This is a genomic window from Corallococcus exiguus (assembly GCF_009909105.1).
GTDB lineage: Bacteria > Myxococcota > Myxococcia > Myxococcales > Myxococcaceae > Corallococcus > Corallococcus exiguus.
This window is the reverse complement of the sequence record NZ_JAAAPK010000001.1, coordinates 22,154-47,709: the sequence shown is the minus strand read 5'-3', so window position 1 is coordinate 47,709 and position 25,556 is coordinate 22,154. Positions and strand designations below refer to the sequence as shown.

Below are 25,556 nucleotides of genomic sequence, written 5' to 3'. Positions count from 1 at the left end.
CTCCTCTCAGGACGTCGCAGACCGCATAAGCCCTGCCCGGGCCAGCAGTTCGCGCACCCGCCGCGCCAGCGCGATGTGCTCGGGGTTGGCCACGGTGAATCGCTCTGGAGTCAGGATGATCAACGAGCCCCTGTCCTCCACGGGCTCGATACGCACAGGGGCGGGCAATGGCGGCACCTTGCCCAGGTGACTGGAGAGGTACGTCACCCAGCCAAGCCACACGTCGGCCTTGCCGTCCTTGTCGTCCAGGTCTCGATGCGTGCGGGACATGGCCGCAGCCCAGTCGGGTTCCCAGGCAAGTGCCATGCTGCGCGTCACGTCCATCAGCACGGAGGCCGTGAAAATACGCTCCGCGTTCGCTCCCTGACTGGGGAGCGACAAGAAACAGGAGTTAGAAACTGCCTCCGCATATCCGCCACAGTGGATGCGCAGGGCCGCGCAATCACGACTGGCTCCGCCGTTGTCGAACCAGAAGCTAAAGCCCAAGTCCTCAAAGACGGGCCCCCCTTTCTCCCGGTTGACGCCTCGCCGGAACATCTCAGCGAGCGTAGGTATGTCGGGCGGCATGAGTGGATGCTTGCGAGCGTCCTTGCGCGACTTGGCGGGCTTGTACCAGTGGGCCAGGAACGGGTCGCACTCCGCCAAGAAGTTGAGGAAGCCCGCTGTGCGACGGGCGCACTCCTCGGGAGACTCTTTGCGCGGCCCCCAGTAGGCACCTGCAAAGTAGGTATCGGGATAGGTCTCTGAGTCGAGCTTCACAAGCATGAGGTTATCCACTCAGAAAGCTGGGGTGTGGACGATTTCGACCCCCACAACACGCGCGTTCTTGAAGAGTTCGCGAAAGGCATCGGCAGCCGCCTTCTCCGCGACATGCCACCGGACGGGAATACCCATGCCACGAACTTTTCTGCTCTGGCGCTCTGCTTGCTCAACGAGCATCCGTGCTCCGGAGTTCCGGAACCACTCCTTGGGCTCAAGGCCATCAAAGAACTTCGCGTAGCCGGGTCCCTTGGCCTCAAGCAACACCCCGTCCTTGAAGCCGTCGAACTTCACGCCGCCGGCCTGCGTGCTCATGCCGCCGACCCAGTAGGCATCATCGGCGGAGTGTCCCGTGATCTGCTCCTGGTAGCGCCGGGCACGTGTGGACATCGACTCCGTCGCGGGCCCCCACTGCCCCGGCCCCTGGGAAGGTGCTCCTCCCTGCGAAGCCGTGTTGGCCCGCTGGAGGATGATGGCTGCCCCAGGGCCACCGCTGAGTACCGCCGCCGCACGCCCTGCTGGCACCGCGACGCGCTCCAGCGCCAGCGCGCCCTCCGCTGACAGTGACAGCACAGGCACCGAGACTTCCGCCCCCAGCGCCATCCCCTTCAATGTCCGCGTCGTGGCTGACGCCGCGCCCCATGTGACGAGCATTCCCGTCGTCAGCCGCGACACTTCGCGGATCTGCTCGCCACGGGTCATGGACTGGAAGCGCTCCCAGTACGCGGGGGAGGAAGCGATGAGCGCCGCCACGCCCGCCGGCAGGTGGCTCAGCCCCGCGATGCTGTCCACGGGACGCGTGAGCACCTGTCCCAGCGCGTGGTACAGCTCCACGAAGGCGTCCTCGGCTCCGTCCAGGGTGCGGCTGATGACGTCAGCGTCGTCGTACACCTCGGCCATGGGACGCCAGTCCGAGACCTGGAGCTGCGCATCCATGGCGCGGAAGACACCGCCCTTGCCGCTGTAGAAGCGCCCCAGCTCGAAGCCATTCGCCCGGAAGGCTCCGTCCCTCCATTCGACGGGCGCCACCTTTTGTTGGGTGCGACCCGTGAGTGCCCATGCGAGGTAGCCATCCGGTCGCAACACCGCGACCTGCTCCCGAGCGAATCGCTCCACCCGGCGCAGCAACTCCTCCCGCGAAGTCCCGCCTCGCTCCAGCACCTCTCGCAGCAGGAAGCCCGCCACCATTCGGGGCGGCAGCGTGTCCAGCGTGACGGGCTTGCGCAGGAGGACTCCCAGCAGCCGCACGGATTGCGTGGGCGTGAGCGTGCTGTCCCACAGAGGCTGCTCGTCCCGTGCGTCCAGCCCCGCGTCCGTCAGCAGTTGCTCCCAGGCATCCATGCGCACGCCGGAGCTGGCGATGGCGCGGTCGGCATTCGTTCCTGGAGTTCGCTCCCTCGCGGACTCCCGGGGCGAGTAGCGCAGGGCCCTGCTGGAGACAGCCGGCGCGCAGCCCGTGAAGAGCATGACCGCGCAACACAACAAGACACCTGTACGCATGGATTCACTCCAAGCCGGGACGCGGCTTGGAGTGTCTCGCATTCAGTCGGGACCGCGGGCCTACTGAATCGCGAAGATGAGCGTCACCTTCGTCATCACCGTCTGCTCCTCCGGCTGGATGGGCGTGGTGGGCGCGGCTCGCGATTCCGCCATGTCCATGGCGAAGGTGGCCGGGTACAGGCGCGGGGCTTCCGTCACCGTGCTCGCGTCCAGCACCGCTCCCAGCTTCACGTTGAGCGACGCGGCCAGCACCTCCGCGGACTTGCGCGCTCGCGCCACCGCCTGCCGCAGCGCTTCGCCCTGCACCGCATCCTGCCGGCTCAGCCCGAAGCGCACCGAGTCCACCCGGTTCGCTCCCGCCGCCAACGCCTTGTCCAACAGACTCCCCACCTTGGACAGGTCCGTCACGTGGACGCTCACCAGGTTGCTCACCCGGTAGCCCTTGAGCTTCGGCTCACCGCCCTGCGGCGGCGGCGGCGTGTACTCCGGATAGACGTTGTAGTTGCGCGTCTGCAGGTCCCGCTTCGCGATGCCCGCGCCCGTCAGCGCCGCGAGCACCTTCTCCATCCGCTTCGCGTTCTCTTCGCCCGCGGCCTTCGCGTTCTGCGCGGACGTCTCCACCGCCACGTCGATGAAGGCCTCGTCGGGCTGCGCCTTCACCTCGCCCGTGCCCTCCACGCGCAACGTGCGCACCTGCGGATCCACCGGCGGCCGGGGCTGCGGTGAACCGGCCGGGCCCTGCACCTGCGCCGCGGCCGTGAAGCCCGCGAGTACCACCAGCGTCGTCAACATCCTGCGAACAGCGGACATGGCGCCTCCTTCCCAAGGCGGGAGAACCTTCGCGCTTCCTGCGCGAAAGCCTCTCATGCCCCTTCGGACGCCCCAGCCCCGGCGGACATTCACCGGACCCGAGGCGTCCTGCGCCGGACGGTCGCTCAGTGCAGCGACTCACCCGCCTGGTCCACCGACATCATGGACTCCAACGGCTTTCGCAGCGGACCCGGCGCGGACTTGCGCACCTGCGTGACGGCCTTGCGACGCGCGACGCGCAGCGCGTCCCGGCCCATGTCCATCACCGCCGCCACCGCGCCCGTCAGCAGGTTGCCCGGCGGGGTGTCCGGCGCGGCAGGATGCGGGTGCGTGGGCGCGCCCTTCTTCGCCAGCACCAGCGCCTCGCCCACCTGCCGCAGCTCCTGCGGCTTGAAGGCCTTCTTCACTTCCGGAAAGAGGTACTGCTCCTCCTCCGTGACGTGCGCGCGCACGCTCTCCATCAACACGTGCACCTTCGCGTCGAAGCGCTCGGACTCCGGCGGCAGCGTGTCCAGCTCCGACAGCACCCACTTCACCACGTGGTGCTCCTCCAGCGCTCGCAGCACGTCCGGCGACAGGTCCTCCGAACGCGCGCGCACCGCCGGGTAGAAGACCTGCTCTTCAATGGCGGCGTGGATGGACAGCTCGCGCACCATCTCGTCCACCAGCTTGCGCTTGTGCGCCAGCGCGTGGTCGCCCGCCTTCTCGAACTTGCGGAACAGCTGCTCCACCGTCTTGTGGTCCGCCTTCAGCAACGTGATGGCATCCATGGGCTGTCTCCCTTCCGTCGAATCGGGGGCCGCGCCTCCCCCATCGCGAAGCCGCTCGGGCCCGGTCAGGCCCTGGCGCAGCGCGGCACGGGGTGAAGGGTGGGGATGGATTCACGGCCGCGCCTAGCCCTGCTCCCCTGGCCCCCGTGTCCGGACGGAGAGCAGCCGGGCGGCATGCCCCTTCTGTCCGGTATCGGTCGGAAAACCGCACCCGGCCCCACTCCCCGGGCGGCGCGGGAATGCGCACCGTGCGCGGCCAGATCGGTCTCGCGCGGGCGGCGGGCAAGGGAACAGGGGCAATACCGTGACGACGAACACGCTGCGCCTCCGGGTGGCGCGCATCACCCGTGAAGCGGAGGGCATCCAGTCCTACGAGCTCGTCTCCCAGGACGGCGGCCCCCTGCCCGAGTTCGAAGCCGGCGCGCACCTGGACGTGCAGGTGCCGGGCCTCGACGGCATGCGCCAGTACTCGCTCTGCAACGACCCGAGCGAGACGCACCGCTACGTCATCGCCGTGCAGCGTGACGCCAACGGCCGCGGTGGCTCCAAGGCGATGCACGAGAACGTCCACGAGGGCGACGTGCTCACCGTGAGCGAGCCCCTCAACGACTTCCCCCTCCTGTACGGGCGCAGCTACGTGCTCATCGCGGGCGGCATTGGCATCACGCCGCTCCTGGCCATGGCGCGCCTGCTGGAGCGCACCGGCGCGGAGTGGGTGCTGCACTACTGCACGCGCGAAGCGGACCGCACCGCCTTCCTGGAACTGTTGTCCACGCCGTCCTTCGCGGGCCGCGTGCACGTGCACCACGACGGGGGCGACCCCTCCAAGGGGCTGGACGTGCGGGCGCTGCTCGCGACGCGCGGCCCGGGCACCCGGCTGTACTGCTGCGGTCCGGCGGGCCTGATGAAGGCCGTGCGCGAGGCGGCCACGCTGCACAAGTGGCCCTGGGAGAAGGTGCACTTCGAGGCCTTCACCGCGGAGGGCACCTCCGCCACCCACGCGACCCCGGAGGAGGACTTCGAGGTGTCGCTCAAGAGCACCGGCCAGGTGCTGCGCGTGCCGGCCGGCAAGAGCGTGCTCAACGTGCTGCGCACCCACGGCGTGAAGGTGGAGAGCGACTGTGAGGCGGGCTCCTGCGGCACCTGCGTCACCCGCGTGTGCGAGGGCACTCCGGACCACCGTGACACGTTCTTCCAGCAAGAGCCCGCGGGAAATGCGCGAATGCTGGTCTGCGTATCACGTGCCCGGTCCAAGCGGCTGGTGCTGGATCTGTAGTGACACCCCCGGGCCCGGCGTTTTGAAGCGCGCCTGTACGCGGCGGGCCGCCTATGCTCGCGCCCCGCTCGTACACGAGAGAGGCTGATGAGCGACGGGACGTTGTTCTCCATGGACACTCCGCCCACCGAGGCCCGGTTCCAGAACCGGCTCTGGGTGGCGGATGCATTGGACCTCACGGGCGCGGCGCTCGTGGGTTGGGGGGCGGTGCGCGCGGCGGAGTGGGTGTCCACGCCGGCGCTGCTGGGGTTCGCCATGGGGGTCGCCTGGGTGGTGCTGTCCTGCGTGGGCGGGCTGACAGGGCTCACCCCGGGCCGTCACGCCCTGGGACTGAAGCTGGAGCGGGCGGAAGGACGGGCGCCCGGCCTGGGCGCGGGGCTGTTGCGCGCGCTCACCGCGCCGGTGGAGCTGCTGCTGCAGGTGGTGCTGCAACACCGGCCGCTGGATGCGCAGCTGGGCGTGCACGCGGCCGTGATTCCGGGCGGGATTCGTGGCTGGGCGCGGAGCCTGCCGCTGCCGCTCGTGGGGCTGGTGCTGCTGGCGGGCGCGGTGTGGAGCATCGTCACGCCCACGCGCCAGGAGATGCTCCAGTACCTGGACCGCACGCTGACCGGGTGGCACTGCTGCCACGGCACGCGCGAGGCCACCTGGCAGTGCCGCGCGTCCCTGTCCCGCGCGGTGCGCAACGCGAACGGCGGCGACACGGAGGTCTCGGAGTTCCTGCGCAACGAGTGCCCCGTGGCCGCCACGCGGCTGGGGCCCTGAGACGTCACGCGAGCCGACGGAGGCTCGCGTCCTCGCGCTTCAGCGCTTGCGCAGCGCGAAGGTGTCCTCGCCCTCGTCGCAGCTCACCCACACGGCCTTCTCCGGCACGGCGGGCAGCTTCTCGCTCACCTTGAAGTAGCGCTCCTCCACCTTGACCGTGTGCGTCTGGTAGGGCTCCAGCCGCGCCATCCGCGCCCCCCTCCGTCCGCTCAGGACGATGGCGCAGTTGTGCCAGGTCCGGGTGTCGGAGCTGATCACATAGAGGATGCTGTTGAAGCTGCTCCCCAGGATGCCGTCGATCTCCGCCTGTCCCAGGAGGCGTGAGCGCTCCACGGGCTTCGGCTCGGGCGCGGCCGGCGCGGACTCGGCCACGGGCGTGGGCAGCGCCGGCCCCGACGGGCGCCCGCTCAGCAGCAGGAAGCGCGGCTCCTTCGCCGCATCCGCCTCCGCGTCCAGCCGCACGTTCATGCGCTCGCGGTTCGGTTGGATGGACACCACGGTCGCCGTCCCCAGCACCGGACGCTTGCGGGTCCCCCGCTGCGGAGGGCCCACCACCTTGAACACGGAGCCCGCGTTGGTGCCCTTGGGCACTGTCGCGTCCACCATGCGCTGGCCACCGCCCGTTTCGCCAATCTTCGCCACGGTCAGATGAGCGGGCACCATCTCGACCTGGGGCGTCGCGGGCCGCTTCGGTCCGGGGACGGGCTTCACCTCGGGCGGAGCCTTCACCACCGGCCCGGGCTTCGCCTCCGGCTCCCCCGCGCCCGCGTCCACCGCCGCCTCGGGAGGGGGCTCCTCGGTCGGCGTCACCGCGGGAGGCGGCTCCTCCACCTTCGGGGGCGCGGCGGCCACCACCGGCTCGGCCGGCGGGAGCGTCTGGGGTGCCACGGGCTGCTCGGCCGTATTCGGGCGCAGCACGTAGGCGGTGATGCCCACGGAGGCGCCCACCAGCAGCAGCGCCGCCACGGCGATCCGCGCCACCGGCCTGCGAGACCCGGTCTGCGCCGGCAGCTGTCCGGACGTGCCCGCCACCCCGGCGCCCTGGGACGGCGCGGCGGCCAGGTGCACCGCCGTGGCGCCCAGCGCGGCCGCGTCCACCTCGTCGGTGCTCCGCGCCACGCCACCGGAACCCGTCGTGCCGCGCGCCACATCGCCAGAGCCCGACGTGCTCCGCACGCCCTCCGAACCCGACGTGGGCAGGGCCACACCGCCTGAGCCCGATGTGCTCGGCGCCACGCCGCCAGAGCCCGAGGGATGGGACACGAACGTGCCCCCCGGCCCGAGCCCTGGCCCGTCCACGTCGATGCGCCCGGTGTTGGGCCTGTTCCCGGCGGACTCCTCGCCGGTCCCCGGCGCCGTGGCCTGGACATCCGCCGAGCCACTGCCGGAACCGCCGTACAGCCCCGTGCCCGAACCGCCCCGGGGCGCGGGCGACGGCGTTCTCCGCTCCCCGTGCACGCTGGACGTCAGCTTGCGCTGCTCGGCGAAGGCCTCCGGGCAGAGCGCGCGCACGAACTCACCCGCCTCCTCCGCTCCAATGGGATTCCCCGAGCGCAGCAGCTCCGCGTTGAGCGCCCGCGCGAACTCATCCGCTCGCGAGTACCGGTCGGTCGGCGACGGTGCCAGCGCGCGGCGCAGCACGGCTTCCAGCGACGGCTCCACGTCCGGACGGAAGTCCGCCAGCGGCGGCACCACCGGATGCGACATCGCCGCCATCATCTCGCCCACGGTGCCGTGGGGAACCAGCCCACGGCCCGCCAGCATCTCCCACACCACCACCGCGCAGGAGTAGATGTCGCTGCGATGGTCCAGCGGCTCGGCGCGGACCTGCTCCGGGGACATGTAGCCCAGCTTCCCCATCACCGTGGACGGCAGCGTGTACTTGCTGCGCGCGGTGGACTTCGCGAGGCCGAAGTCGATGACCTTCACCTCGCCCTCGTACGACACCATCACGTTGTGCGGGGACACATCGCGGTGGACGATGCCCAGGGGCTCGCCGTCCGTGCCCGTCTTGCGGTGCGCGTACCCCAGGCCTTCCGCCATGCGCTGGCCGATGTAGAGCGCCACCGGCGCCGGCACCGCCCGCCCCTGCACCCGGGCCTGCTCCAGCAGATAGCCCAGGTCCACGCCCGCCACGTACTCCAGGGCCATGTAGTAGGTGCCGTCCGCCTCGCCCATGTCGTACACCTGGGCGATGGAGGAGTGGACCAGGTGCACCAGCACCTTGGCCTCGTGGTGGAACCGGTCCAGGAACTGCCGGTCCTTCACCAGCCCCGGCAGGATGGTCTTCACGATGCAGGGCTTTTCGAAGCCCGCCGCCCCGGACAGCTTCGCCAGGTACACCTCTCCCATGCCGCCCTGGCCCAGGAGGTGGACGAGCTCGTAGCGCCCGAAAAAACGGGGGGACTCTGTGGGTGCGGTGCTCATGGCTTCGGCTCCGGAGCGCAGCATGGACTCCCCCATGGAATCAAGCCGCGCACGTCGCGCCACCCCTCCTTGCCAGCCTTCGGACACCCCCGGCGCGAAAAAGAGAAAGTCCCGGGGCCAACGGAATTCCCGAGCCTGTGTTCCGACTGACAACAGGTCTGTTGTGCACCCGCGCACGTCCGGGATGCACCTGGGGCCTGGAGACGATGCGAGTCAGCCTGGGGATGCGTTCCCTCATCGCAGCACGCCGCTTTCTTCCTCTGTGAGGGGGGCGGGCACCTCCCGGTCCTCCGCCATGTAGGGGGACCGCCCTCAGGAGGGGCGTCCTGCTTGGAAGGAGTCGCATCATGAGGCATTGGACATTCGTCGGATTGCTGGCGCTGGCCGCATGTGCGCCGGAGTCGTCCCCACGCACCTCCGCGCAGGGGCAGGTGTGCCCGGGCGTCGTCGCCGGAGGGATGACGGTCCGCCAGGGGCTGGATGGAAACCTGCCCTCCCGGGTGCAGGAGGACGGGCGCGAGCCGGTCATCATCCGCTTCCGCCGGGGAGACCGCACCCAGGCCTCGAGCGTCACGGCGTCGGGCGCCAGCTTCACGGCGAGCACCGGCGCGAAGGTGGGCGCCGTCTACCGCAACATCCCCGCGGTGGCCGCGCGCGTGTCGCCCCAGGAGCGGCTCCTGCTGGAGCGCAGCCCCCTGGTGGAGAGCATCGAGGCGGACCAGATCTGGGTCGCCCAGGGCCTGACGCCCGGGCTGCTCACGCCGCTGCCGCGCCAGGTGACGGCCGTCACGCCCATGCCGGGGGACGAGTACACCGAGGGCCTGCACCTGGTGCAGGCCCCGGACGTGTGGGACGCGGACCGGGACGGCGTGCTGGACGTGGGCGCTCCCACGGGCGAGGGCGTGCGGGTGTGCGTCATCGACAGCGGCCTGGACATGGACCACCCGGAGTTCCAGGGCGCGGTGGCGGGCAGCCACGACTTCCTGGATGAAGACGACGACGCCAATGACCGGAGCCCCCAGGGCCAGTGGGGCCAGGGCCACGGCACGCACGTGGCGGGCATCATCGCGGCGCGCATGGGCCAGGGCGGCGACACCGGCCCCCGGGGCGCGCCGGGCGGCATGGTGGGCGTGGCGCCCCACGCGTCGCTGCTCATCGCCCGCGTGCTGGACCTGTCCGGGCAGACGCAGATGAGCGTGGTCCTCTCCGCCATGGAGTGGTGCGAGTCCCACGGCGCGCGCGTCGTGTCGCTGTCGCTGGGCGGTGGCAACCCCACCCGCAGCACGGTGGAGGCGTTCCGCGCGCTGGCGGATCACGGCCTGCTGGTGGTGGCGGCCGCGGGCAACCAGGGCGGCCCGGTGCTGTACCCCGCGTCCGACCCGTCCGTGCTCGCGGTGGGCGCGGTGGACGCGAACGAGCGGCGCGCGAGCTTCTCCAACATGGGCGCGGACCTCGCGCTGGTGGCGCCCGGCGTGGACGTGCTGTCCACCTTCCCCCGGGGCCTGGGCGCCTTCGCGGAGATGTCCCTGGACGACACGTCCCCCATGTCGCGCTCGCTCCTGTACTCGCCCACGGGTGACACCGCGGGGCGGCTGGTGGACTGCGGCCTGGGGGATTCCCTGGCCGCGTGTCTGGGTGCCACCTGTGACGGCTTCGTCGCCTACGTGCGGCCGGGCGCGGTGCCGGTGTCCGAGGCCATGGCCAACGTGATGATGCAGGGCGCGCGCGCCGTCGTCTTCGGCTCCGACGACGCCCCCGCGGGCGGCGCGGTGGACATCCTCTCCCTGCCCCGCATCGGCCGCTGGGCCCCCGCCGTCAGCGTCAACCAGGCCGCCAGCACCGTGCTGCGCGAGCGGCTGGGCGCGGACGCGCGGCTGTCACTGATTCCGGTGGACTACACCCACGTCTCCGGCACCTCCATGGCCGCGCCCTACGTGAGCGGCGTGGCCGCGCTGCTCTGGAGCGCCCGGCCCGAGCTCACGCCCCAACAGGTGCGCGACGCCCTGGAGTCCTCCGCGCACGACCTGGGCATCGCGGGCCGGGACCCCGTGTTCGGCCACGGCCTGGTGCGCGCGCGAGACGCCCTGCAACGGCTGCCGTGACGCACTCACTTCTCAATTCATGGGAGACGTAAGCAGCGCATCACGGACGCGGAGCGTGGCTGTTGGGGAACCTAAAAATGCTCCGCGTGATGAAATCGAGAATGCGCTGCTGCGTGGAATGAATGCGCGCCGGGATTGTACGTGGCGCGCGCCAATGGCTGCCGGGAAGGCGGCCAACCCGGCGCGAAAAACATCTCATTCTTGAATTGAGGATATCCATGTTGCGAATTGCTGTTGCCGCCCTCGTCGTTGCCGCCACGGGTTGCGCCTCTTCGAGCGGCGCGGCGGCCTCGGGTCGCGCGGGCAACGCCACGGTCACGGGCAGCGTCGCGTACCCCGCGAGCGGCCTGCAGGGTGATCCGTGCACGTCGGTCGGGGTGAAGGTGACGGAGGGTGACGCCGTGGCGCTGGGCCGGGGCGAGGTGAAGCAGAGCCGCAACAACCGTTGCAGCTACAACGTCAGCGCGCTGCCGGAGGACCAGGAGCTGAACGTGGAGCTGGTGCTGGACGCGAGCCTCAAGTGCGCCAACGGCGCGGCGCCCACGGTCACCCCGGGCCCCACGAAGATGAAGATCGCCAGGTTCGCGGCGCCGGTGGTGAGCTTCAAGCTGGCCTGCGAGTAGCGCTCCCGAAGTCCCGTTGAAGTGCTTCACGCCGTGAAGGCCGGGGCAAGCCCTCGAAAGGGGTCCCCGGCCTTCGTGCGTGGATGGCCGCATGCCCGGCGGGGGGACAGGAACCATTGATTGCTGAACACAAGGGCGCGAAGCTGCCTCGGCCCATGACTGGTTTCCGTCCGCGTACCGCCGTGCTCGCCCTGGCCCTGCTGGGGGCGGGTTGCGAATCCGAAGTGCCCTTTCCGACCGATGACGAGCTGGACCAGCTGAGCGCCCTGCACACGCAGAGCGTGAAGCCGGAGGCCGACCCCACCAACAAGTGGGCGGACAACCCGGACGCGGCGTCACTGGGGCAGCGTCTGTTCGAGGACCCGAAGCTGTCGCGCTGCGGGACGGTGTCCTGCAAGAGCTGCCACGCGGGTGAGTCCTACACGGTGGAGACGGCGACGGCGGAGGGCTGCGGAGGCCACCAGTCCGAGCGAAACCCGCCCAGCCTGTTGAACGTGGGCTACAGCCGCTGGTTCATGTGGGACGGACGGGCGGACCGGCTCTGGTCGCAGGCGGTGCTGCCGCTGACGAACCCCATCGAGATGGACTCGGACGCGACGGTGGTGCGCACGCGGCTGTCCGAGGAGCCCACGTACACGGCGGGGTACACGCAGCTGTTCGGCAAGGCCCCCGCGGACGAGTCGGACCCGGACCGGCTGATGGCGAACCTGGGCAAGGTGCTGGCGGCGTACCAGCGCACGCTCAACCGCACCGACGCGCCCTTCGACGCGGACGTGCGGCGCTTCCTGCAGGCGGTGGAGGCGGGCACGCAGGAGAAGGACCCGGCGTACCTGGGCCTGAAGACGTTCGTGCGCAAGGGCCAGTGCGTGGTGTGCCACAAGGGCCGCTCGCTGTCGGACGACAAGTTCCACAACCTGGGGTTGAAGGACACGGGCGCGGGGCGGCGCGGGCAGGCGGACGTGGTGGACACGCTGGTGTCCTGGCCGCTCAACGCCGCGGGCCCCTACAGCGACGCGCCGTCGGGCATCGACGCGGCGCGGTTGCCCACGCTGAAGGCGCAGGCGCAGAGCAAGCCCACGGAGGTGGAGGGCGCGTTCCGCACGCCCACGCTGCGCAACGTGGCGCTGAGCGCGCCGTACATGCACACCGGCGCGGAGAAGACGCTGGAGGACGTCATCAACTTCTACAACGAGGGCGGCGACCCGGCCGGCACCTTCGTGGGCGTGCGCACGGAGACCATCGTCAAGCTGGACCTGAGCAGCGAGGAGAAGCAGGCGCTGGTGACGCTGCTCAAGTCCATGACGGGCGCGGCGAAGTAGGCCTTTAGCGCACCAGGTGGAAGGACGTCTGACGCTGGAAGGCCCAGTGCACGGCGCCTTGCGAGTCCACGACGACGTCCTCCTCCTGGGCGGAGCGCACGGGCTGGTCCTTCCACTCCGGCACGGGGCTGGTGGCCTGCAGCTCGATGGAGAACCAGGAGTCCGGCATCACCTTGTGCTCGCCGTTGCCGGGCACGCCCTCCTGGCGGTCCCACATGCCAATCATGGGGCCGGCGCCGTGGCCGTGCAGGCCAATGGGGTGTGAGTACACGGTGCCGTTGATGCCTTCGGACTTCATGCGCGCGAGCGAGGCGCGCAGGACTTCGTTGCCGGTGCGGCCCGGCTTGATTTCACCGGTGACGATGTCCTGGAGCCGGTTGGACGCCTTGAGCGCGGCCCTGAGGCCTTCGGGCGCGTCCGTCTCGCCGTCGCGCAGCACGTAGCCCATGTGCTGGGTGTCGGTGTTGAGGCGGAGCGCGGTGACGCCGAAGTCACAGTGGAGCACGTCGCCGCGCTGGATGACGGGGCTGTCGCCCAGCTGTTCGTCGGTGGCGCCCTGGCGCTGCACGTCCACGTCCGGTTGGAACCAGGTGTCCAGGCCTTCGTCGGCCAGGCGCTGGCGCATCCACCACTCCACGTCCTGGGTGGTGGTGGTGCCGGGGGTGATGACGGCGTTGGAGAAGGCGGTCTGGATGAGGTTCCAGGCGTACTTCTGGAGGTCGGCGTAGAAGCGGACCTCGTCGGCGCTGCGCCAGCCGAGCACGTCCAGGGGCAGGCCGCCGGCGGGCTTGAGGCGCTTCGTCCAGGTGGGGCCCAGGGCCTGGGCCATGCCTTCGTATTCGCCGTGGGTGAGGCCGTCCGCGAAGGCGATGGCGGGGGACACGTCGATGGCGATGGAGTCCGGCTTGCGCTCCTCCACGACCTGCTTGAGGAGCAGCCACTGTTCGGGGCCCAGGAGCTCCGCGGCGCGCTGCGAGCCGCCGCGGTCGACCATCATGGGAGCGCGGCGGGCTTCATAGAGGCCGCCCTGGGTGCTGCCTCCGAGCGCCAGCCGCTCCACGCCCTTGTCCGCGCCGCGGTCGAAGAAGACGTAGATGGTGCGGCGGCGGGCGGCGAAGGTGGTGGGAGAGACGAGCGCCTTGAAGACGGGGTCCTCGTTGTACTCGCGCATGGGGACGACCCACATGCGCACGCCGTACTTGCGCATGAGCTGGGGCACGCCGGTCTCCAGCCGTTCCTTGAGCCACGCCTGCTGGCGGGCGGACTGTTCGCGCAGCGTGCCGAAGGGGCGCACCGGCGCGGCGGGCGCGGCGGGAGCGGCGACAGCAGCGGGAGCGGCTGGAGCGGCGGCGGCGGCCGGGGCCTCGGGCTTCGAGGAGACGGCGGGCGCGGTGGCGCAGGCGGAGGAACAGACGAGCGGGACGACGAGCAGGTGTTTCCAGGAGCGCATGGGCGCGCAGTCTGTCACGCGCCCTGTCGCGCCGCGCGGCGCAAAAAGGCCGTCAGGAACCGCCGTTGTCAGTCATTCAAGGAAAAGCCAGACACACTGTCCTGGCTTCACTTCGAATCCGTGGAGTGTCTGTCCAAGCCGGGTCACTCCAGGGGCGTGACCTGGGCCACGGCGGGAGCGGGGACGTATTCCTCGCTCGTGGCCAGGGTGCCCAGTTCGTTCACTCCGCCCACCACCAGCACCGTGCCCCGGCGCAGCCATAGCGCTCCGGCTTCGCCTCGCGGCTCATGCAGCGTGGGCGCCTGCGTCCAGAGGCCCTTCGCCGGATCGAAGCGCTCCGCGGAGTCCAGTGTGCCTCGTGAGGAGTGCTCGCCGCCCACCACCAGCACCGCGCCCTCCGCGGTCAGCAGCGCCGCGTGGTGCTCGCGCGGCACCGCTGGCGCCTCCACCAACTCCCAGGCGTTGCGCTCCGGCACGTACACCTCCGCCGTCCTCGCCGCCTGCGTCGTGGTGCCGCCCACCACCAGCACGCGCCCGTCCGGGAGCAGCGTCACGGTGTGCCCCAGCCGGTGCGTCCCCGCCGCGCCACCCACCGCTCCCGCCTTCTCCCAGTGGCCCGTCGCCGGGTCATACAGCTCCGACTGCAGGCCGCTCGCGAAGAGCACCTTGCCCGTGCGCAGCACCACCGCCGTCCCCGCGCCGCCTCGCGCGTACGCAGGCGCCTCCGCCGCGCTCCACGTCGCCGTCACCGGATCGAACAGCTCCGCCGAACGCACCGGCCGCAGATCCACGTCCGTGCCTCCCGCCACCAGCACGCGCCCATCCGGCAACACCACCACCGCGGGGTCGTTGCGCGCCTCGCTCATGGGCGACGCTTGCGTCCACACGCCCGTGTCAGGCGCGTACAGCTCCGCGCTCGCCAGCGCGCCCACCGTCACGCCGTTGGAGCCGCCCACCACCAGCACGCGCCCATCCAGCAGCCGCACCGCCGCGTGGTTGCGCCGCGCCGTGCGCAGCGCTCCCGTGGACCTCCAGTGCCCTGTTTCCGGGTCGAAGACCTCGCAGCTGCCCAGCGTGCGGTTGCCGTCATGCCCTCCCGCCGCGAGCACCCTCCCGTCGTCCAACGCGATGTAGGGCAACAGCCGCCTCGGCGTGGACAACACGCCTGGCACCGGTGCCTCCACGCCGCCCGCATCAGCGCGCGGCGCGGGCCCGCACGCGAACACCACTCCCAACCACAGCATCGTGACGCAAGAAGTCGAAAACCGTCGCATGGCCCCACCGGGACGTCTGGTCGAGGGGTCCGTTTAACCCGCCGGTCTGACACCCAGGCTCCTACAAGACCCTGTGATTCCAGGGTCTTGCCCTGCCCTCCGGGTTGGAAATCCCGAAGTCCCGGAGGCGCGCCGGGCCCTTCCGCATCAGTGCCTCATGGGACCCACGGGGTCGTTCGCGGGCTCCGCTTCCAGGCCCTCGCTGTGGCGCGGCGGCAGGGCTCCGCCGTCGTCGTCCTCCTCCAGCGTGAGCTGCGAGTGGTCCGCCGGCTTGAGCAGGACTTCATCCCCGCTCACGGCCTCCACGTCGCTGTACTCGACCAGGTAGTCGCGCCGGGGAATGGGCACCACCCCCTGCTCCAGTTCGAAGTGCGTGTCGCCCACGCCCGCCACCCGGCCCAGCCGCTGTCCGTCGGCGGTGCGCACCGACATGCCTTCGCGAACCTCTCCCGCGTGAATCATCGCGTCGCTCCTCGCGCTCATGGGGTCCTCACCAAGAGTGGGGTCGCTCCCGCCGCCGTGCGCGATGTGACAGGCAGCCCGGTGGGCCCTCGGGCCGCCTTCTTCCACGCCTGTGTGCCTGCCCTGCGCGCGGCCCCGTCGCGCGGTGCCTAACGTTGCCTCAAGGAGGCCCCCATGCTGCTGGAACTGTCGAACGACGAATCGCGCGTGCTGAAGGACGCCGTGGATTCCTCACTGCAAACGCTGCTGGATGAAATCGCCCACGCGGATCAACGCGAGCTCAAGGAAGCGCTGCACCAGCGCTACGACCGGCTCGCCGCCCTCCAGCGCCGGCTGGAACCGGTCGTGGAGAGCGAACAGGTCTACGCCTGACTCACACCGCGCGCCCCGTCTTCGCGTCGAACCGGCGCAGGTAGCGGGCGTCGTGGCGCAGCCACACCGTGTCTCCGCTCGCGGCGCGGAAGTCCCCGGGCGCCCGCGCCACCAGGCGCTCGCCGCCTGTCTCCACCGTCACCCAGACCTCCGCGCCCATGGGCTCCACCAGGTACACGCGCCCCTCGCGCGCGTCCTCCGGCATGGCGCCCTGCCCCACCTGGAGGTGCTCAGGCCTCAGGCCCAGCACCGCGTCATCTTCGGACAGACCCAGCGTCTGGGGCTTCACCAGGTTGATGCGCGGCGAGCCGAAGAAGCCCGCCACGAAGAGGTTCGCCGGTGCGTCATACAGCTCGCGCGGTGGAGCCACCTGCTGCACCTCGCCCTGGCTCATCACCACCACGCGGTCCGACAACGTCATCGCCTCCGCCTGGTCGTGCGTGACGTAGATGAACGTGGCCTTCAGCTGTTCGTGCAGCTTCTTGATTTCGCCGCGCATCTGCGTACGCAGCGCCGCGTCCAGGTTGGACAGGGGCTCGTCGAAGAGGAACACCTTGGGCCTGCGCACCAGCGCGCGCCCCAGCGCCACCCGCTGCCGCTGACCGCCCGACAGCTCCTTCGGCCGGCGCGCCAGCAGCGCCTCCAGCCCCAGCACGCCGGACACCTCGCGCACGCGCGCTTCGACGTCCTTCGCCCCCATCCCCGCCACCTTCAGCGGGAACGCCAGGTTCCCCGCCACGTCCAGGTGCGGATAGAGCGCGTAGCTCTGGAACACCATCGCGATGTCCCGCTCGCGCGGCGACAGGTCGTTCACCAACTGCCCGTCGATGCGCAGCTCGCCGCCGGACAATTCCTCCAGCCCGGCGATGAGGTTCAAGGTCGTGGACTTGCCGCACCCGGACGGGCCCACCAGCGACACGAACTCGCCGTCCGCGATGTCCAGCGTCACGCCCTTCACCGCCGCCACCCCACCCCGGTACACCTTGCGCACGTCCTGCAGGGACACCGTCGCCAAGGCTCCGCTCCTCCACTCAGGGCCACGCCCCGCGAAAGGCCCCAGCATCGCCGCTCGCGTCCGCCCGCGAAGCCCCATCCCCACGTGCCCCGTCACATCCCCTACGTGTCGGGTTTTCCATGGCGGGCGGTTTGTTACAGGTTCAACAGTTCTCTACACTGCGCCGGGAACGCCGTCCGCCGGAGCGCCCGCCCCATGCCCTTCATCTTCCGTGGTCAGAACCTGGACGCCATCCTGGGCGACCCGCTCAACGCGGCCAACAGCCTGTTCAGCATCATGAACGCGGCGGAGCCGGAGCTGCTGCAGGGGCTGCGGACACACTGGTCGAAGCATGTCAGCACCGTGACCGCCTTCCAGGGGTGGCGGCCCGCGCTGAAGGCCTTCTCCGACATCACGGGCTTCTGGGGCACCACGTACAGCGACCACCGGCTCGCGAAGGTGCTCTACGACCACGACGCCAATGCGACCGCGGCGGTGACGGGCGCGCAGTCCGCCGCGCAGTTCCTCCGCGACTTCGAGGCCGCGCGAGACGAGGCCTTCTACGTCTTCTTCCAGGCCACGTCCGTGAACCAGCTGGCGGGCGTGTCCTTCAAGGCCACGTACTACCACAAGGACGTGTCCGCGCTGTTCGAGCAGCGGCGGCACAGCAAGATCAAAGCCGTCGTGTCCCGTCGGGTCATCGAGACGGCGCAGATCATGCTGCGCATCCTCTACGGCAACATGAACATGGGCTGGGGCAGCATCTACAGCACGCGCACCCTGGCCACGACGCTGCTGCTGGCGCAGATGCACAACGTCGCGCTGAGCCACTACCAGTCCCATCACACGGGGCGGGACCGTTGCTACAACCAGAGCGCGGTCGCGTTCACGCTGCTGACGTTCTCCCACGTCGTCGCGCAGGCCTGGGTGAACAAGGGCTACGAGTACAACGAGCAGCGCTGGTACTCCTTCTGGAAGCTGCTGGGCTCGCTGCTGGGCGTGGACACGCGCCTCATGGCGGACGACCACGCGGAGGCCGCCACGCTGTGGAACCTCTTCTTCGCCCGGGGCGAGTGCTTCGGAGGCACGCCCGCGCCCGCCCCCACGGTCATGGACCCCAACCGCATCGATGACGAGCTGTGGAACGGCTACTCCGTGCAGCCGGAGGCGAACCTGCTCCAGTGGGTGCCCGCCTTCATCGTCACCCAGATGCGCAACAGCCTGCGCTGGGGCAAGTACCTCACCGGCCTCTGAGTCAGCGCTCCACCGTCACGCCCTTCCAGAAGGCCACGTAGCCCTGGATGTTGGACGCGGCCGGCTTGGGCTCCGGGTAGTACCAGGCCGCGTCGGCGTTCGTCTTCCCGTCCACCTCCACCGAGTAGTAGCTCGCCTCGCCCTTCCAGGGGCAGGTGGTGTGCGTGGCGCTGGGCTTGAAGTGCTCGCGCACCAGGCTGTCGGGCGGGAAGTAGATGTTGCCCTCCACCGTCTCGTAGGTGTCGCTCTTCGCGAGCACGGTGCCGTTCCATTTCGCGACTGGCATGGGGAAACCCTCCTGGAGTGCTGGTTAACGGCGCGTCAGCCCGCGTGCGCGGTCTGGTTGGACGCGTGCTGCGTGAGGAAGGGGGCGAGCTCCGCGTTGACGAGCGCCGGCTCCTCCACGGTGGAGGAGTGGCCTCCGCGCGACAGGCGCACCAGCTTCGAGCCCGGGATGAGGGAGTGGATGCGCTCCGCCTTCGCGGGCACCGTCGCGCGGTCCTCTTCCCCCACGATGACGAGCGTGGGCGTGCGGATGCGCGGCAACTCCTCCGGGACGCCCTTGCGCTGGATGACGCCGTTGACGGCGCGGTAGATGTCGCGGCGGTTGTTCTTGAGGCGCGTGCGCCACAACTCCCGCTCCTCCGCCCGGCCTGGGTCGGTGAGGAACGACGTGCCGAACATGATGCGCATCACCGGCGCGGTGACGGGGCCCAGGCCCACGTAGCGCGCGACCAGGTTGAGCGCGGTGTAGCGCGGCACGTTGAGGGTGGGCTCGGGGTCGGTGGACGTCTCCAGGAGCACCAGCGAGCGCACCAGGTCCGGCCGTCGCGCCGCGAGCCTCATCCCCACGAAGCCGCCCATGGACAGGCCCACGAAGTGGACGGGGGCGACGCCCAGCGACTCGATGAGCGCCACCGCGTCCGCGTACACCGTCTCCATGTCGATGACCTTCTCCGGGGGCACGTCGCTCTGGCCCTGACCCCGGTGGTCATACGAGATGCAGCGGAAGCGGCCGCGCAGGGCCTCCACCTGCGGGTCGAACAGCCGGGTGCTCCAGAGGAGCCCGTGGCTGAAGAGCACCACGTCTCCTGAACCGCCAGTGTCCTCGTAGTACAGCCGGGTTCCATTCACGGACCGCATGGGCATGGGCACGGCCTCCCTTCGCTCAAGGAGGGGACCCTAATCCAGGGCTCGCCAGGACCGCAGCCCTCCCTGGGAGGTCGTTGTCCACTGGAGGAGAAGGGCTTGCGCGGAGCGCCGCTTGTGCCCCCTGGCGCTTGGGAGGAGCATGGGCGGCACCTTCCAGATGCGCTCCTCTCGCCCTGTCCTTGTCGCTCTCGCGGTGGTGGTTCTCGCGGCGGGCCTGTTCTTCTTCCTGCGCTCTTCGTCCACGCCCACGCCCGCCGTGTCCCCACCGGTGACGCAGGCTCCCGTGGCGCCGCTGGACGCGGGCAGTGTGGCCGCGCCCGTGCCGGTGAAGACGGTGGAGGCGCCGCCCGCGAAGCCGAATCACTTCGTGGGCTCGCAGGTGTGCGCGGACTGCCACGAGGAGCAGCACACGGGCTGGAAGCACGACTGGCACGCGCGGGCGCTGTCTCCGGCGACGAAGCCGTACGTGGTGGGCACATTCACGGCGAGCACGCACTTCAAGGGCGAGTCCAGCGAGGCCTGGATGCGCCGCGACGGAAGCCAGTACCTGATGCGCACCAAGGGCGCGGACGGGAACCTGGGCGAGTGGCCGGTGCAGTGGGTGGTGGGCGGCAAGCGGATGCAGGACCCCATCACGCTGTTGCCGGACGGCCGCTGGCAGGTGATGCCGGTGTACTTCCACGTCACGGGCAAGGCCGAGTGGGTGGACTACTCGGAGAAGAAGCAGGGGGCGCTGTCGCCGGACCACCCGTTCTTCTGGACGAACTTCCGCCGCAGCGCGCAACACGCGTGCCTGGACTGCCACGTGACGGGACTGGACGCGCGCTATGACCGGGCGAGCCACCAGTGGGAGACGAAGTTCGCGGACGCGGGCGTCGCGTGCGAGTCCTGCCACGGGCCCGGCGGGCAGCACGCGGAGTCGCAGGCGCCGGAGGACATCATCCAGCCGGCGAAGCTGTCGAAGGAGGAGGGCTTCGCGGTGTGCGCGCAGTGCCACGGGCCGCGCCGCACGCTGTTCCCCATGCTGGACGCGAAGCACCACTTCCTGCCCGGCCAGCGCTACGACGCGAGCTATCAGCCCATGGTGTTGCTGGTGGGCAACGACCGCTCCGGGGACTTCTTCGCGGACGGGCGGCCCAGCACCTCCAGCTTCGAGTACCAAGCGCTCATCCAGTCCCAGTGCCACCTGAAGGGCGGGGCCACCTGCCTGACGTGCCACACAGCGCCGCACGACGCGAACGCGCCCAACGAGGTGCGCAAGCAGAAGCCGGTGGCGGCGCGCACGTCGGTGAACGCGTCCACGTGCCAGGGCTGTCATCAGGAGGTGGTGGCGCAGGGAGAGCAGCACACGCACCACAAGGCCGCGGCGGCGCAGGACTGCCTGGCGTGTCACATGCCGCCGGTGGTGTCGGGCGTGTTGGACCACTTCGCGGACCACGCGCTGGACGTGCCGGCGCCCCAGAACACGGCGCGCCATGACATCCCCAACGCGTGCAACACCTGTCATGAGAAGAAGACGCCGGACGCGATGCAGGACGCGCTGGTGAAGTGGTGGCCGAAGGCGGAGGCGCGGCAGGCGCGTCGGCTGCGGCTGGCGGACGCGTTCGACGAGAAGACGGCGGCGCAGAGCCGTGGGGCGCTGGAGGCGGTGCTGGCGGACACGGCGGAGGCGGGCACGCTGAGGGGCGCGGCGGCGAAGTTCCTGGCGCGCCGGTTCAAGCACGACGCGGTGCCGGCGCTGCGGGCGGCATTGAAGAGCACGACGGACAGCACGTTGCGCTCGGACATCATCGACGGGTTGGGCGCGGCGAACGCGCGCGAGGCGACGGACGACCTGGCGTCGCTGCTCAAGGACGGCTCGCTGTGGGTGCGGCAGGGCGCGGCGTTGACGCTGGCGGCGTTCGGAGACGCGAGGGGAATGCCGGCGTTGCAGGCGCTGGCGACGGAGCCGGAGACGCGCGGCCTGGTGCAGCCGCACGTGATGCTGGGACAGCTGGCCATGCGCCGCAGGGACGTGACCACGGCGACGCGTGAGTTCGAACAGGCACTGGACCTGCAGCCCTACAACGCGGACGTGCTGGTGCGGCTGGCGGACCTCTACGTGGTGCAGGGCAACCCGGCGAAGGGCCGCGAGCGGCTTGAAGAAGCGCTCCGGTTCGATCCGCAGAACAAGTCCGCGAAGCAGCGGCTGGGCATGTTGCCGCAATGAGGATGCGCGGCGTGAATGTGTCGTGGTGCGTGTTTCCGGCAGCGTTGCTCCTGGCGGGCTGCCTGCGGCCCACGCCCACGCGTGATGCGTGGACGAATGACGCGTCCATCGAGTTCCCCCGGTTCTTCGAGCAGCCCGCCGTGGAAGCAAGCGCGGAGGGCGGCGCGGTCGAACTGAGCGGCACCGTCCTGCATGCGCTCGACGTCGCCGCCGCCGATTTCCTGGGCCCACAAGATGCCAACACACCCTGCGTCGACCGGCGCGAGTCACACCGGTACAGGGTCATGCAGCGGCAAGGCATCCTCTTCGTCCGGATCGATGAGGATCCCCGGGCCTGTGGACTGACTGTTCCCGCGCTGCACTCGGGCGCGCAGTACGCGGTCGGGAGCGATGGCCGGATCCTCCGCCGCCTTCGGGATGGCGAGCCGGATGAATCGATGGTGCCCACGGATGCTGGGCCCGGCATCCTGGTTCCCACTTCGGAGGTCGGTCGGTCCTTCGATCCACCGGATGGCTCCGTGCCCTTGCCGTTCATCCAGGCGCCTGACCCGGATGCTGGAACCGGAGTGCGCCATGGCCCATGACCTGCACCAACTCCTGGAAGAGGTCACGGACGAGGCGTCCTTCCTGCGCTTCGTCCAGGCGCTGAGCGAGGACTTCGAGGAGGACCGCGCGGAAGCTGCCCGTCGGCCTCCTGCTCCGCACGCACCGAGCCCCCTCGGATGGGAGAACGGCACCATCGGGGCGTTCCTCGAACGAGGCGCCTCCTGGGGCGAGGCTTCCCAGGACCAGGACCGCTCCGCCAATCCCTGGCACCGGTGCGCGAGCATCCTGTTCGCGGGCAAGTTCTACGAGTAGCGGGGCTCCACCCGTGGCGTGTTGAACGCCCGCCCTCCCTTGAAGACAGACGCCCGCTCGGCGCTCGTGACGCACGTTGGCTCTTCACTTGCCCCAGCCAGCGTCAGGATGCGCCATGTCTCCACGAGCCCCTCCACCTTGCCTGCCCTTGCGTCCGTAAGGGCAAACCCAGACCTCCCGCTCATGGCCCGAGGTCTGTCCATCGACTGCTGAGCACTTCCTCGCCCTGCTGTGTTGTCCACTGGAGCGCCGGGGGGCGCGAACCGTGGCCGGGGGCTGGCTTCGCCCCTACCTGGGGAGCATCCCTTTATGAACGCGCTCGTGTTCGCAGCCCTGCTGGTTCCCACCGGAATCCCCGGTGAGGCGCCAGCACAGCACGGCTCCGGACCCCTCCGTCCCGTCCTCGCGCAATACACCGCGCCCCCGCAGCGCGCTCCACCCGCGCCTCCGCCGCCCACGCCTTCCGTCGCGACACCGAACACCCAGGCTCCGAACGCGCCCGCGCCGAACGCCCCGGTCCTGAACCTACCCGAGCAGCCTCCGGCCGCGCCGAGTGCCCCGGCTCCGAACGCGCCCGCGCGGACACCGGCCGCGCCAAACGCACGGACTCCCGCGCGGAAGCCCGACCGGACCCGCACGCCGTCGGCCCAGGACCCGGACGACGTCCCCGAAGTGCCACCGCCGTTCCAGGCGAACGTGTCGGATCCATTGCTCACGCCCGCGCCCGCCGCGCCCCTCCAACTCCAGTCCTGGAACGAAGCGCTCACGCTCCTGCGCCAGCGCTCCCCCGACCTCCAGGCAGCGCTGGGCCAGATTGAAGTCGCCGCGGGTACGTGGCGCATCGCGCTCGCCAACCTGCTGCCCTCCGTCTCCGGCAACCTGATCGCCCAGTACAACGTCCTCAACCCGGGCATCGTCGCCTTCGGCGGCGGCACGGGCGGCGCGGTGACGGGCGGCGGGGGCTTCACGCCCACGGAGTTGCTGGGCGTGGGCACCCTCACCGCCAACGTGCCCGTGGTGGACCTGGCCAGCCTCTACGCCCTGGGCAGCGCCAAGGAGTCGCGGCGCACCGCCAACCTGTCGCTCGCGGAGACGCGCCGGCAGCTCACCCGCGGCCTCGCACAGGCGCTCGTCTCCGTGTCCTCCACGGAGCGCCTGGCGGAGGTCAACCGCGTCAACCTGCGCACCTCGCTGGAGCGGCTGGCCCTGGCGCAGCGCCGCTTCGAGCTGGGCGCGGGCACCCGACTGGACGTCGTCCGCGTGGAGCAGGACGCACAGATCGCTCGCCGCAACGTCGTCACCGGCGACGAGGACCTGCGCAAGGCGCGCGAGTCCCTGGGCCTGGCCCTGGGCACCCCGTCCGCCGTGGGCCTCAAGCCGGGCCTGGATCTGACCACGCTGCTCCAGGGCGCGAAGGCCACCTGCCGCACGCTGGAGGAGCTGGAGAACCGCCCGGACATCGCCGCCGCCCGCTCGCGCCAGGTGGTGGCCGAGCGCGCCATCGGCGAGGTGTATCGCCTGTACGCGCCCACCCTGGACCTCACCAGCAGCACCACCGCGCTCACCGTCAACCCGGGCTTCGCGGAGGTGCCCATCTGGAACGTCGGCGCCAGCCTGGTGCTGCCCTTCTGGGACGGCGGCGCGCGCGAGGGCCGCCTGCGCCAGGCCCGCGGCCAGCTGGAGCAGGCCCGCGCGGAGGTCACCGGCCGCGAGCGCAACATCGTCATCGAAGTGACCCAGGCGAAGCGCGCCGTGCAGGTGACCCAGGAGACGCGCGACCTGGCGGACCGCCAGCGGAAACTCGCGGAAGAGAATGACCGGCTCACCCGCCGCAGCTTCGAGGTGGGCACCGGAACGAGCCTCGAGCTGGTGGACGCGGCCGGGGCCCTGCGGCAGGCCGAACTGGAGCTCGTCATCCGCGACTTCCAGTACCGCCAGGCCGTGGTGGATGCATTCCTGTCGGAGGCGGCATGCGATTGGTGAGGGGCGGTTGGGGCGCGTGGGGACTCGTGCTCGCGCTGACGGCGGGCGGGTGCAGCGGCGGCAAGGACCCCGGCCAGGCCGCGCCCGGAGGCGGCCCTCAGTCGGGCAGCCAGAGCCAGGGCGGCGGCAAGCCCACGCCCGTCCAGGTGATGGCGGTGAAGCCCGGCCCGGTGCGCGACACCCGCGAGTACGTGGGCACCCTCATCTCCCGCAGCAGCATCACCGTCGTCCCGCAGGTCGCCGGCTACATCCAGAAGATTCCCGTTCGCCAGGGCCAGAAGGTGAAGGCGGGCCAGGTGCTGCTCGTGGTGGACCCACGTCAGGAGCAAGCCTCCCTGCGCGCCACCCAGGCCCAGAAGGCCTCCGCCGTCGCCAACCGCGAGTTCGCGCGCAGGACGCGTGAGCGCAGCGCGCAGCTCCTCAAGGAAGGACTCGTCAGCCGCCAGGACTACGACCAGGCCGTGGCCCAGGCGGCGCAATCCGAGGCCCAGGCCCAGGCGGCGGAGGCGCAAATCCAGAATCAGCAGGTGCAGCTGGGCTTCTTCAACGTGAGCGCCCCCTTCGACGGCGTCGTGGGCGACATCCCGGTGAAGCTGGGCGACTACGTGACGCCGCAGACGGCGCTCACCATCCTGGACCAGAGCCGCGCGCTGGAGCTGTCCGTGCAGGTGCCCGTGGACCAGGCCGCGCGCGTGAAGATTGGCGAGACGCCACTGGAGGTGCTCAACGAGGATGGCGAGCCCATCGTCCGCGCCCCCGCCTTCTTCGTCGCCACCACACCCAATCCCAACACGCAGCTGGTGGAGGTGCAGGCCGCCTTCGAGAACACCGTGGGCCTCAGAGCCGGCCAGCTGGTGCGCGCGCAGCTCGTCTACGACGTGCGCGACGCCTTGAAGATGCCCACCACCGCGGTGACCCGGCAGGGCAGCCAGTCCTTCGCCATGGTGGTGGGGGAAGGCGACGCCGGCACCGTGGTGAAGCGCCAGCCCGTGACGCTGGGGCTGGTGGAGGGCAACGACTACGAGGTGCTCAAGGGCCTGGACGCGGGCACCCAGGTCATCATCAGCGGAGTGCAGCAGCTGCGGGACGGCATGCCCATCCAGCCGAAGCCCGCGCGGCAGTCGCAGGGCCAGACAGAAGGCATGCCCCTGCCCCCTGCCCAGGGCATGGGCGGTGGCTCGGACGCGGGTCAGTAGG

Annotated in this window: 23 protein-coding genes; 12 read left to right on the top strand and 11 right to left on the bottom strand. The window is 70.5% G+C overall.

Going from position 1 to position 25,556, the window contains the following annotated elements; genetic code table 11:
• Positions 1–6 precede the first annotated feature (6 nt).
• The 4 genes from GTZ93_RS00185 to GTZ93_RS00170 all read right to left on the bottom strand — a co-directional run bounded on the left by GTZ93_RS00185 (position 7) and on the right by GTZ93_RS00170 (position 3,839).
• Entirely contained in the window at positions 7–765 is a 759-nt protein-coding gene (locus GTZ93_RS00185) for an immunity 52 family protein (RefSeq protein ID WP_139914960.1), read from the bottom strand.
• 12 nt (positions 766–777) lie between these two features.
• On the bottom strand, positions 778–2,259 hold the full coding sequence (locus tag GTZ93_RS00180; protein ID WP_139914959.1) for a restriction endonuclease fold toxin 5 domain-containing protein: 1,482 nt from the start codon (positions 2,257–2,259) through the stop codon (positions 778–780).
• 60 nt (positions 2,260–2,319) lie between these two features.
• The gene (locus GTZ93_RS00175; protein ID WP_139914958.1) at positions 2,320–3,069 is read right to left on the bottom strand and encodes an SIMPL domain-containing protein; all 750 of its coding nucleotides are present in this window, start codon (positions 3,067–3,069) and stop codon (positions 2,320–2,322) included.
• Between the two features lie 125 nt (positions 3,070–3,194).
• Positions 3,195–3,839, bottom strand: a complete 645-nt coding sequence (locus GTZ93_RS00170) for a hemerythrin domain-containing protein (protein ID WP_126932884.1) — start codon at positions 3,837–3,839, stop codon at positions 3,195–3,197.
• A gap of 304 nt (positions 3,840–4,143) precedes the next feature.
• Here GTZ93_RS00170 and GTZ93_RS00165 point away from each other — a divergent pair, with 304 nt between their 5' ends.
• Both GTZ93_RS00165 and GTZ93_RS00160 read left to right on the top strand, forming a co-directional pair.
• A complete protein-coding gene (locus GTZ93_RS00165) occupies positions 4,144–5,115 on the top strand; it encodes a PDR/VanB family oxidoreductase (RefSeq protein ID WP_121755357.1) in 972 nt (323 codons plus the stop codon).
• Positions 5,116–5,202: 87 nt separating this feature from the next.
• Positions 5,203–5,880, top strand: coding sequence for an RDD family protein (locus GTZ93_RS00160; RefSeq protein ID WP_139914957.1), 678 nt, complete (start codon positions 5,203–5,205; stop codon positions 5,878–5,880).
• Between the two features lie 39 nt (positions 5,881–5,919).
• On the opposite strand, the gene GTZ93_RS00155 is transcribed toward GTZ93_RS00160, so the two are convergent.
• Positions 5,920–8,307, bottom strand: a complete 2,388-nt coding sequence (locus GTZ93_RS00155; protein ID WP_139914956.1) for a serine/threonine protein kinase — start codon at positions 8,305–8,307, stop codon at positions 5,920–5,922.
• Between the two features lie 347 nt (positions 8,308–8,654).
• Here GTZ93_RS00155 and GTZ93_RS00150 point away from each other — a divergent pair, with 347 nt between their 5' ends.
• The 3 genes from GTZ93_RS00150 to GTZ93_RS00140 all read left to right on the top strand — a co-directional run bounded on the left by GTZ93_RS00150 (position 8,655) and on the right by GTZ93_RS00140 (position 12,351).
• Complete coding sequence (locus GTZ93_RS00150; RefSeq protein WP_139914955.1) at positions 8,655–10,409, top strand: S8 family serine peptidase; 1,755 nt, start codon at positions 8,655–8,657, stop codon at positions 10,407–10,409.
• Between the two features lie 218 nt (positions 10,410–10,627).
• Positions 10,628–11,032 carry a hypothetical protein gene (locus tag GTZ93_RS00145; protein WP_139914954.1) on the top strand — a complete coding sequence of 135 codons (405 nt, stop codon included), beginning with the start codon at positions 10,628–10,630 and terminating at the stop codon, positions 11,030–11,032.
• 155 nt (positions 11,033–11,187) lie between these two features.
• Positions 11,188–12,351 carry a cytochrome-c peroxidase gene (locus GTZ93_RS00140; RefSeq protein ID WP_139914953.1) on the top strand — a complete coding sequence of 388 codons (1,164 nt, stop codon included), beginning with the start codon at positions 11,188–11,190 and terminating at the stop codon, positions 12,349–12,351.
• Between the two features lie 4 nt (positions 12,352–12,355).
• Here the strand turns inward: GTZ93_RS00140 and GTZ93_RS00135 are convergent, their stop codons facing one another.
• The 3 genes from GTZ93_RS00135 to GTZ93_RS00125 all read right to left on the bottom strand — a co-directional run bounded on the left by GTZ93_RS00135 (position 12,356) and on the right by GTZ93_RS00125 (position 15,558).
• Entirely contained in the window at positions 12,356–13,801 is a 1,446-nt protein-coding gene (locus GTZ93_RS00135; RefSeq protein WP_139914952.1) for a M24 family metallopeptidase, read from the bottom strand.
• Positions 13,802–13,944: 143 nt separating this feature from the next.
• The gene (locus GTZ93_RS00130; RefSeq protein ID WP_180945982.1) at positions 13,945–15,045 is read right to left on the bottom strand and encodes a Kelch repeat-containing protein; all 1,101 of its coding nucleotides are present in this window, start codon (positions 15,043–15,045) and stop codon (positions 13,945–13,947) included.
• A 177-nt stretch (positions 15,046–15,222) separates the two neighbouring features.
• Complete coding sequence (locus GTZ93_RS00125; protein WP_233596612.1) at positions 15,223–15,558, bottom strand: DUF2171 domain-containing protein; 336 nt, start codon at positions 15,556–15,558, stop codon at positions 15,223–15,225.
• Positions 15,559–15,711: 153 nt separating this feature from the next.
• Here GTZ93_RS00125 and GTZ93_RS00120 point away from each other — a divergent pair, with 153 nt between their 5' ends.
• Positions 15,712–15,909 (top strand): hypothetical protein, encoded by a 198-nt coding sequence (locus GTZ93_RS00120; RefSeq protein ID WP_120594311.1) that lies wholly within the window; start codon positions 15,712–15,714, stop codon positions 15,907–15,909.
• A 1-nt stretch (position 15,910) separates the two neighbouring features.
• On the opposite strand, the gene GTZ93_RS00115 is transcribed toward GTZ93_RS00120, so the two are convergent.
• Positions 15,911–16,924, bottom strand: coding sequence for an ABC transporter ATP-binding protein (locus GTZ93_RS00115; RefSeq protein ID WP_139914950.1), 1,014 nt, complete (start codon positions 16,922–16,924; stop codon positions 15,911–15,913).
• Between the two features lie 195 nt (positions 16,925–17,119).
• Between GTZ93_RS00115 and GTZ93_RS00110 the strand changes: the two genes are divergently transcribed.
• A complete protein-coding gene (locus GTZ93_RS00110) occupies positions 17,120–18,157 on the top strand; it encodes an oxygenase MpaB family protein (RefSeq protein ID WP_161662592.1) in 1,038 nt (345 codons plus the stop codon).
• Position 18,158: 1 nt separating this feature from the next.
• Here the strand turns inward: GTZ93_RS00110 and GTZ93_RS00105 are convergent, their stop codons facing one another.
• Positions 18,159–18,443, bottom strand: a complete 285-nt coding sequence (locus tag GTZ93_RS00105) for a DUF427 domain-containing protein (RefSeq protein WP_120586940.1) — start codon at positions 18,441–18,443, stop codon at positions 18,159–18,161.
• Between the two features lie 35 nt (positions 18,444–18,478).
• Entirely contained in the window at positions 18,479–19,306 is an 828-nt protein-coding gene (locus GTZ93_RS00100) for an alpha/beta fold hydrolase (RefSeq protein WP_139914948.1), read from the bottom strand.
• A 142-nt stretch (positions 19,307–19,448) separates the two neighbouring features.
• On the opposite strand from GTZ93_RS00100, the gene GTZ93_RS00095 reads away from it, so the two are divergent.
• From GTZ93_RS00095 to GTZ93_RS00075, 5 genes are all read left to right on the top strand, one after another.
• Positions 19,449–21,518 carry a HEAT repeat domain-containing protein gene (locus tag GTZ93_RS00095; RefSeq protein ID WP_139914947.1) on the top strand — a complete coding sequence of 690 codons (2,070 nt, stop codon included), beginning with the start codon at positions 19,449–19,451 and terminating at the stop codon, positions 21,516–21,518.
• Positions 21,515–22,102: a hypothetical protein gene (locus GTZ93_RS00090; RefSeq protein ID WP_161662591.1), complete on the top strand. Its 588-nt coding sequence runs from the start codon at positions 21,515–21,517 to the stop codon at positions 22,100–22,102. Before GTZ93_RS00095 ends, GTZ93_RS00090 begins: the two co-directional genes overlap by 4 nt.
• Entirely contained in the window at positions 22,092–22,376 is a 285-nt protein-coding gene (locus tag GTZ93_RS00085; RefSeq protein WP_139914945.1) for a DUF7660 family protein, read from the top strand. The genes GTZ93_RS00090 and GTZ93_RS00085 overlap by 11 nt, the downstream gene beginning before the upstream one ends.
• 672 nt (positions 22,377–23,048) lie before the next feature.
• Positions 23,049–24,359 carry a TolC family protein gene (locus GTZ93_RS00080; RefSeq protein ID WP_139914944.1) on the top strand — a complete coding sequence of 437 codons (1,311 nt, stop codon included), beginning with the start codon at positions 23,049–23,051 and terminating at the stop codon, positions 24,357–24,359.
• On the top strand, positions 24,347–25,555 hold the full coding sequence (locus tag GTZ93_RS00075) for an efflux RND transporter periplasmic adaptor subunit (RefSeq protein WP_139914943.1): 1,209 nt from the start codon (positions 24,347–24,349) through the stop codon (positions 25,553–25,555). Before GTZ93_RS00080 ends, GTZ93_RS00075 begins: the two co-directional genes overlap by 13 nt.
• The last annotated feature ends 1 nt before the right edge of the window (position 25,556 follow it).

What these genes read in the sequence shown, in the direction of transcription:
- GTZ93_RS00185 (WP_139914960.1), bottom strand. Translation starts at nt 765, where the DNA reads ATGCTTGTGAAGCTCGACTCAGAGACCTATCCCGATACCTACTTTGCA.
- GTZ93_RS00180 (WP_139914959.1), bottom strand. Translation starts at nt 2,259, where the DNA reads ATGCGTACAGGTGTCTTGTTGTGTTGCGCGGTCATGCTCTTCACGGGC.
- GTZ93_RS00175 (WP_139914958.1), bottom strand. Translation starts at nt 3,069, where the DNA reads ATGTCCGCTGTTCGCAGGATGTTGACGACGCTGGTGGTACTCGCGGGC.
- GTZ93_RS00170 (WP_126932884.1), bottom strand. Translation starts at nt 3,839, where the DNA reads ATGGATGCCATCACGTTGCTGAAGGCGGACCACAAGACGGTGGAGCAG.
- GTZ93_RS00160 (WP_139914957.1), top strand. Translation starts at nt 5,203, where the DNA reads ATGAGCGACGGGACGTTGTTCTCCATGGACACTCCGCCCACCGAGGCC.
- GTZ93_RS00155 (WP_139914956.1), bottom strand. Translation starts at nt 8,307, where the DNA reads ATGAGCACCGCACCCACAGAGTCCCCCCGTTTTTTCGGGCGCTACGAG.
- GTZ93_RS00150 (WP_139914955.1), top strand. Translation starts at nt 8,655, where the DNA reads ATGAGGCATTGGACATTCGTCGGATTGCTGGCGCTGGCCGCATGTGCG.
- GTZ93_RS00145 (WP_139914954.1), top strand. Translation starts at nt 10,628, where the DNA reads ATGTTGCGAATTGCTGTTGCCGCCCTCGTCGTTGCCGCCACGGGTTGC.
- GTZ93_RS00140 (WP_139914953.1), top strand. Translation starts at nt 11,188, where the DNA reads ATGACTGGTTTCCGTCCGCGTACCGCCGTGCTCGCCCTGGCCCTGCTG.
- GTZ93_RS00135 (WP_139914952.1), bottom strand. Translation starts at nt 13,801, where the DNA reads ATGCGCTCCTGGAAACACCTGCTCGTCGTCCCGCTCGTCTGTTCCTCC.
- GTZ93_RS00130 (WP_180945982.1), bottom strand. Translation starts at nt 15,045, where the DNA reads ATGCTGTGGTTGGGAGTGGTGTTCGCGTGCGGGCCCGCGCCGCGCGCT.
- GTZ93_RS00125 (WP_233596612.1), bottom strand. Translation starts at nt 15,558, where the DNA reads ATGAGCGCGAGGAGCGACGCGATGATTCACGCGGGAGAGGTTCGCGAA.
- GTZ93_RS00120 (WP_120594311.1), top strand. Translation starts at nt 15,712, where the DNA reads ATGCTGCTGGAACTGTCGAACGACGAATCGCGCGTGCTGAAGGACGCC.
- GTZ93_RS00110 (WP_161662592.1), top strand. Translation starts at nt 17,120, where the DNA reads ATGCCCTTCATCTTCCGTGGTCAGAACCTGGACGCCATCCTGGGCGAC.
- GTZ93_RS00105 (WP_120586940.1), bottom strand. Translation starts at nt 18,443, where the DNA reads ATGCCAGTCGCGAAATGGAACGGCACCGTGCTCGCGAAGAGCGACACC.
- GTZ93_RS00100 (WP_139914948.1), bottom strand. Translation starts at nt 19,306, where the DNA reads ATGCCCATGCGGTCCGTGAATGGAACCCGGCTGTACTACGAGGACACT.
- GTZ93_RS00095 (WP_139914947.1), top strand. Translation starts at nt 19,449, where the DNA reads ATGGGCGGCACCTTCCAGATGCGCTCCTCTCGCCCTGTCCTTGTCGCT.
- GTZ93_RS00090 (WP_161662591.1), top strand. Translation starts at nt 21,515, where the DNA reads ATGAGGATGCGCGGCGTGAATGTGTCGTGGTGCGTGTTTCCGGCAGCG.
- GTZ93_RS00085 (WP_139914945.1), top strand. Translation starts at nt 22,092, where the DNA reads ATGGCCCATGACCTGCACCAACTCCTGGAAGAGGTCACGGACGAGGCG.
- GTZ93_RS00075 (WP_139914943.1), top strand. Translation starts at nt 24,347, where the DNA reads ATGCGATTGGTGAGGGGCGGTTGGGGCGCGTGGGGACTCGTGCTCGCG.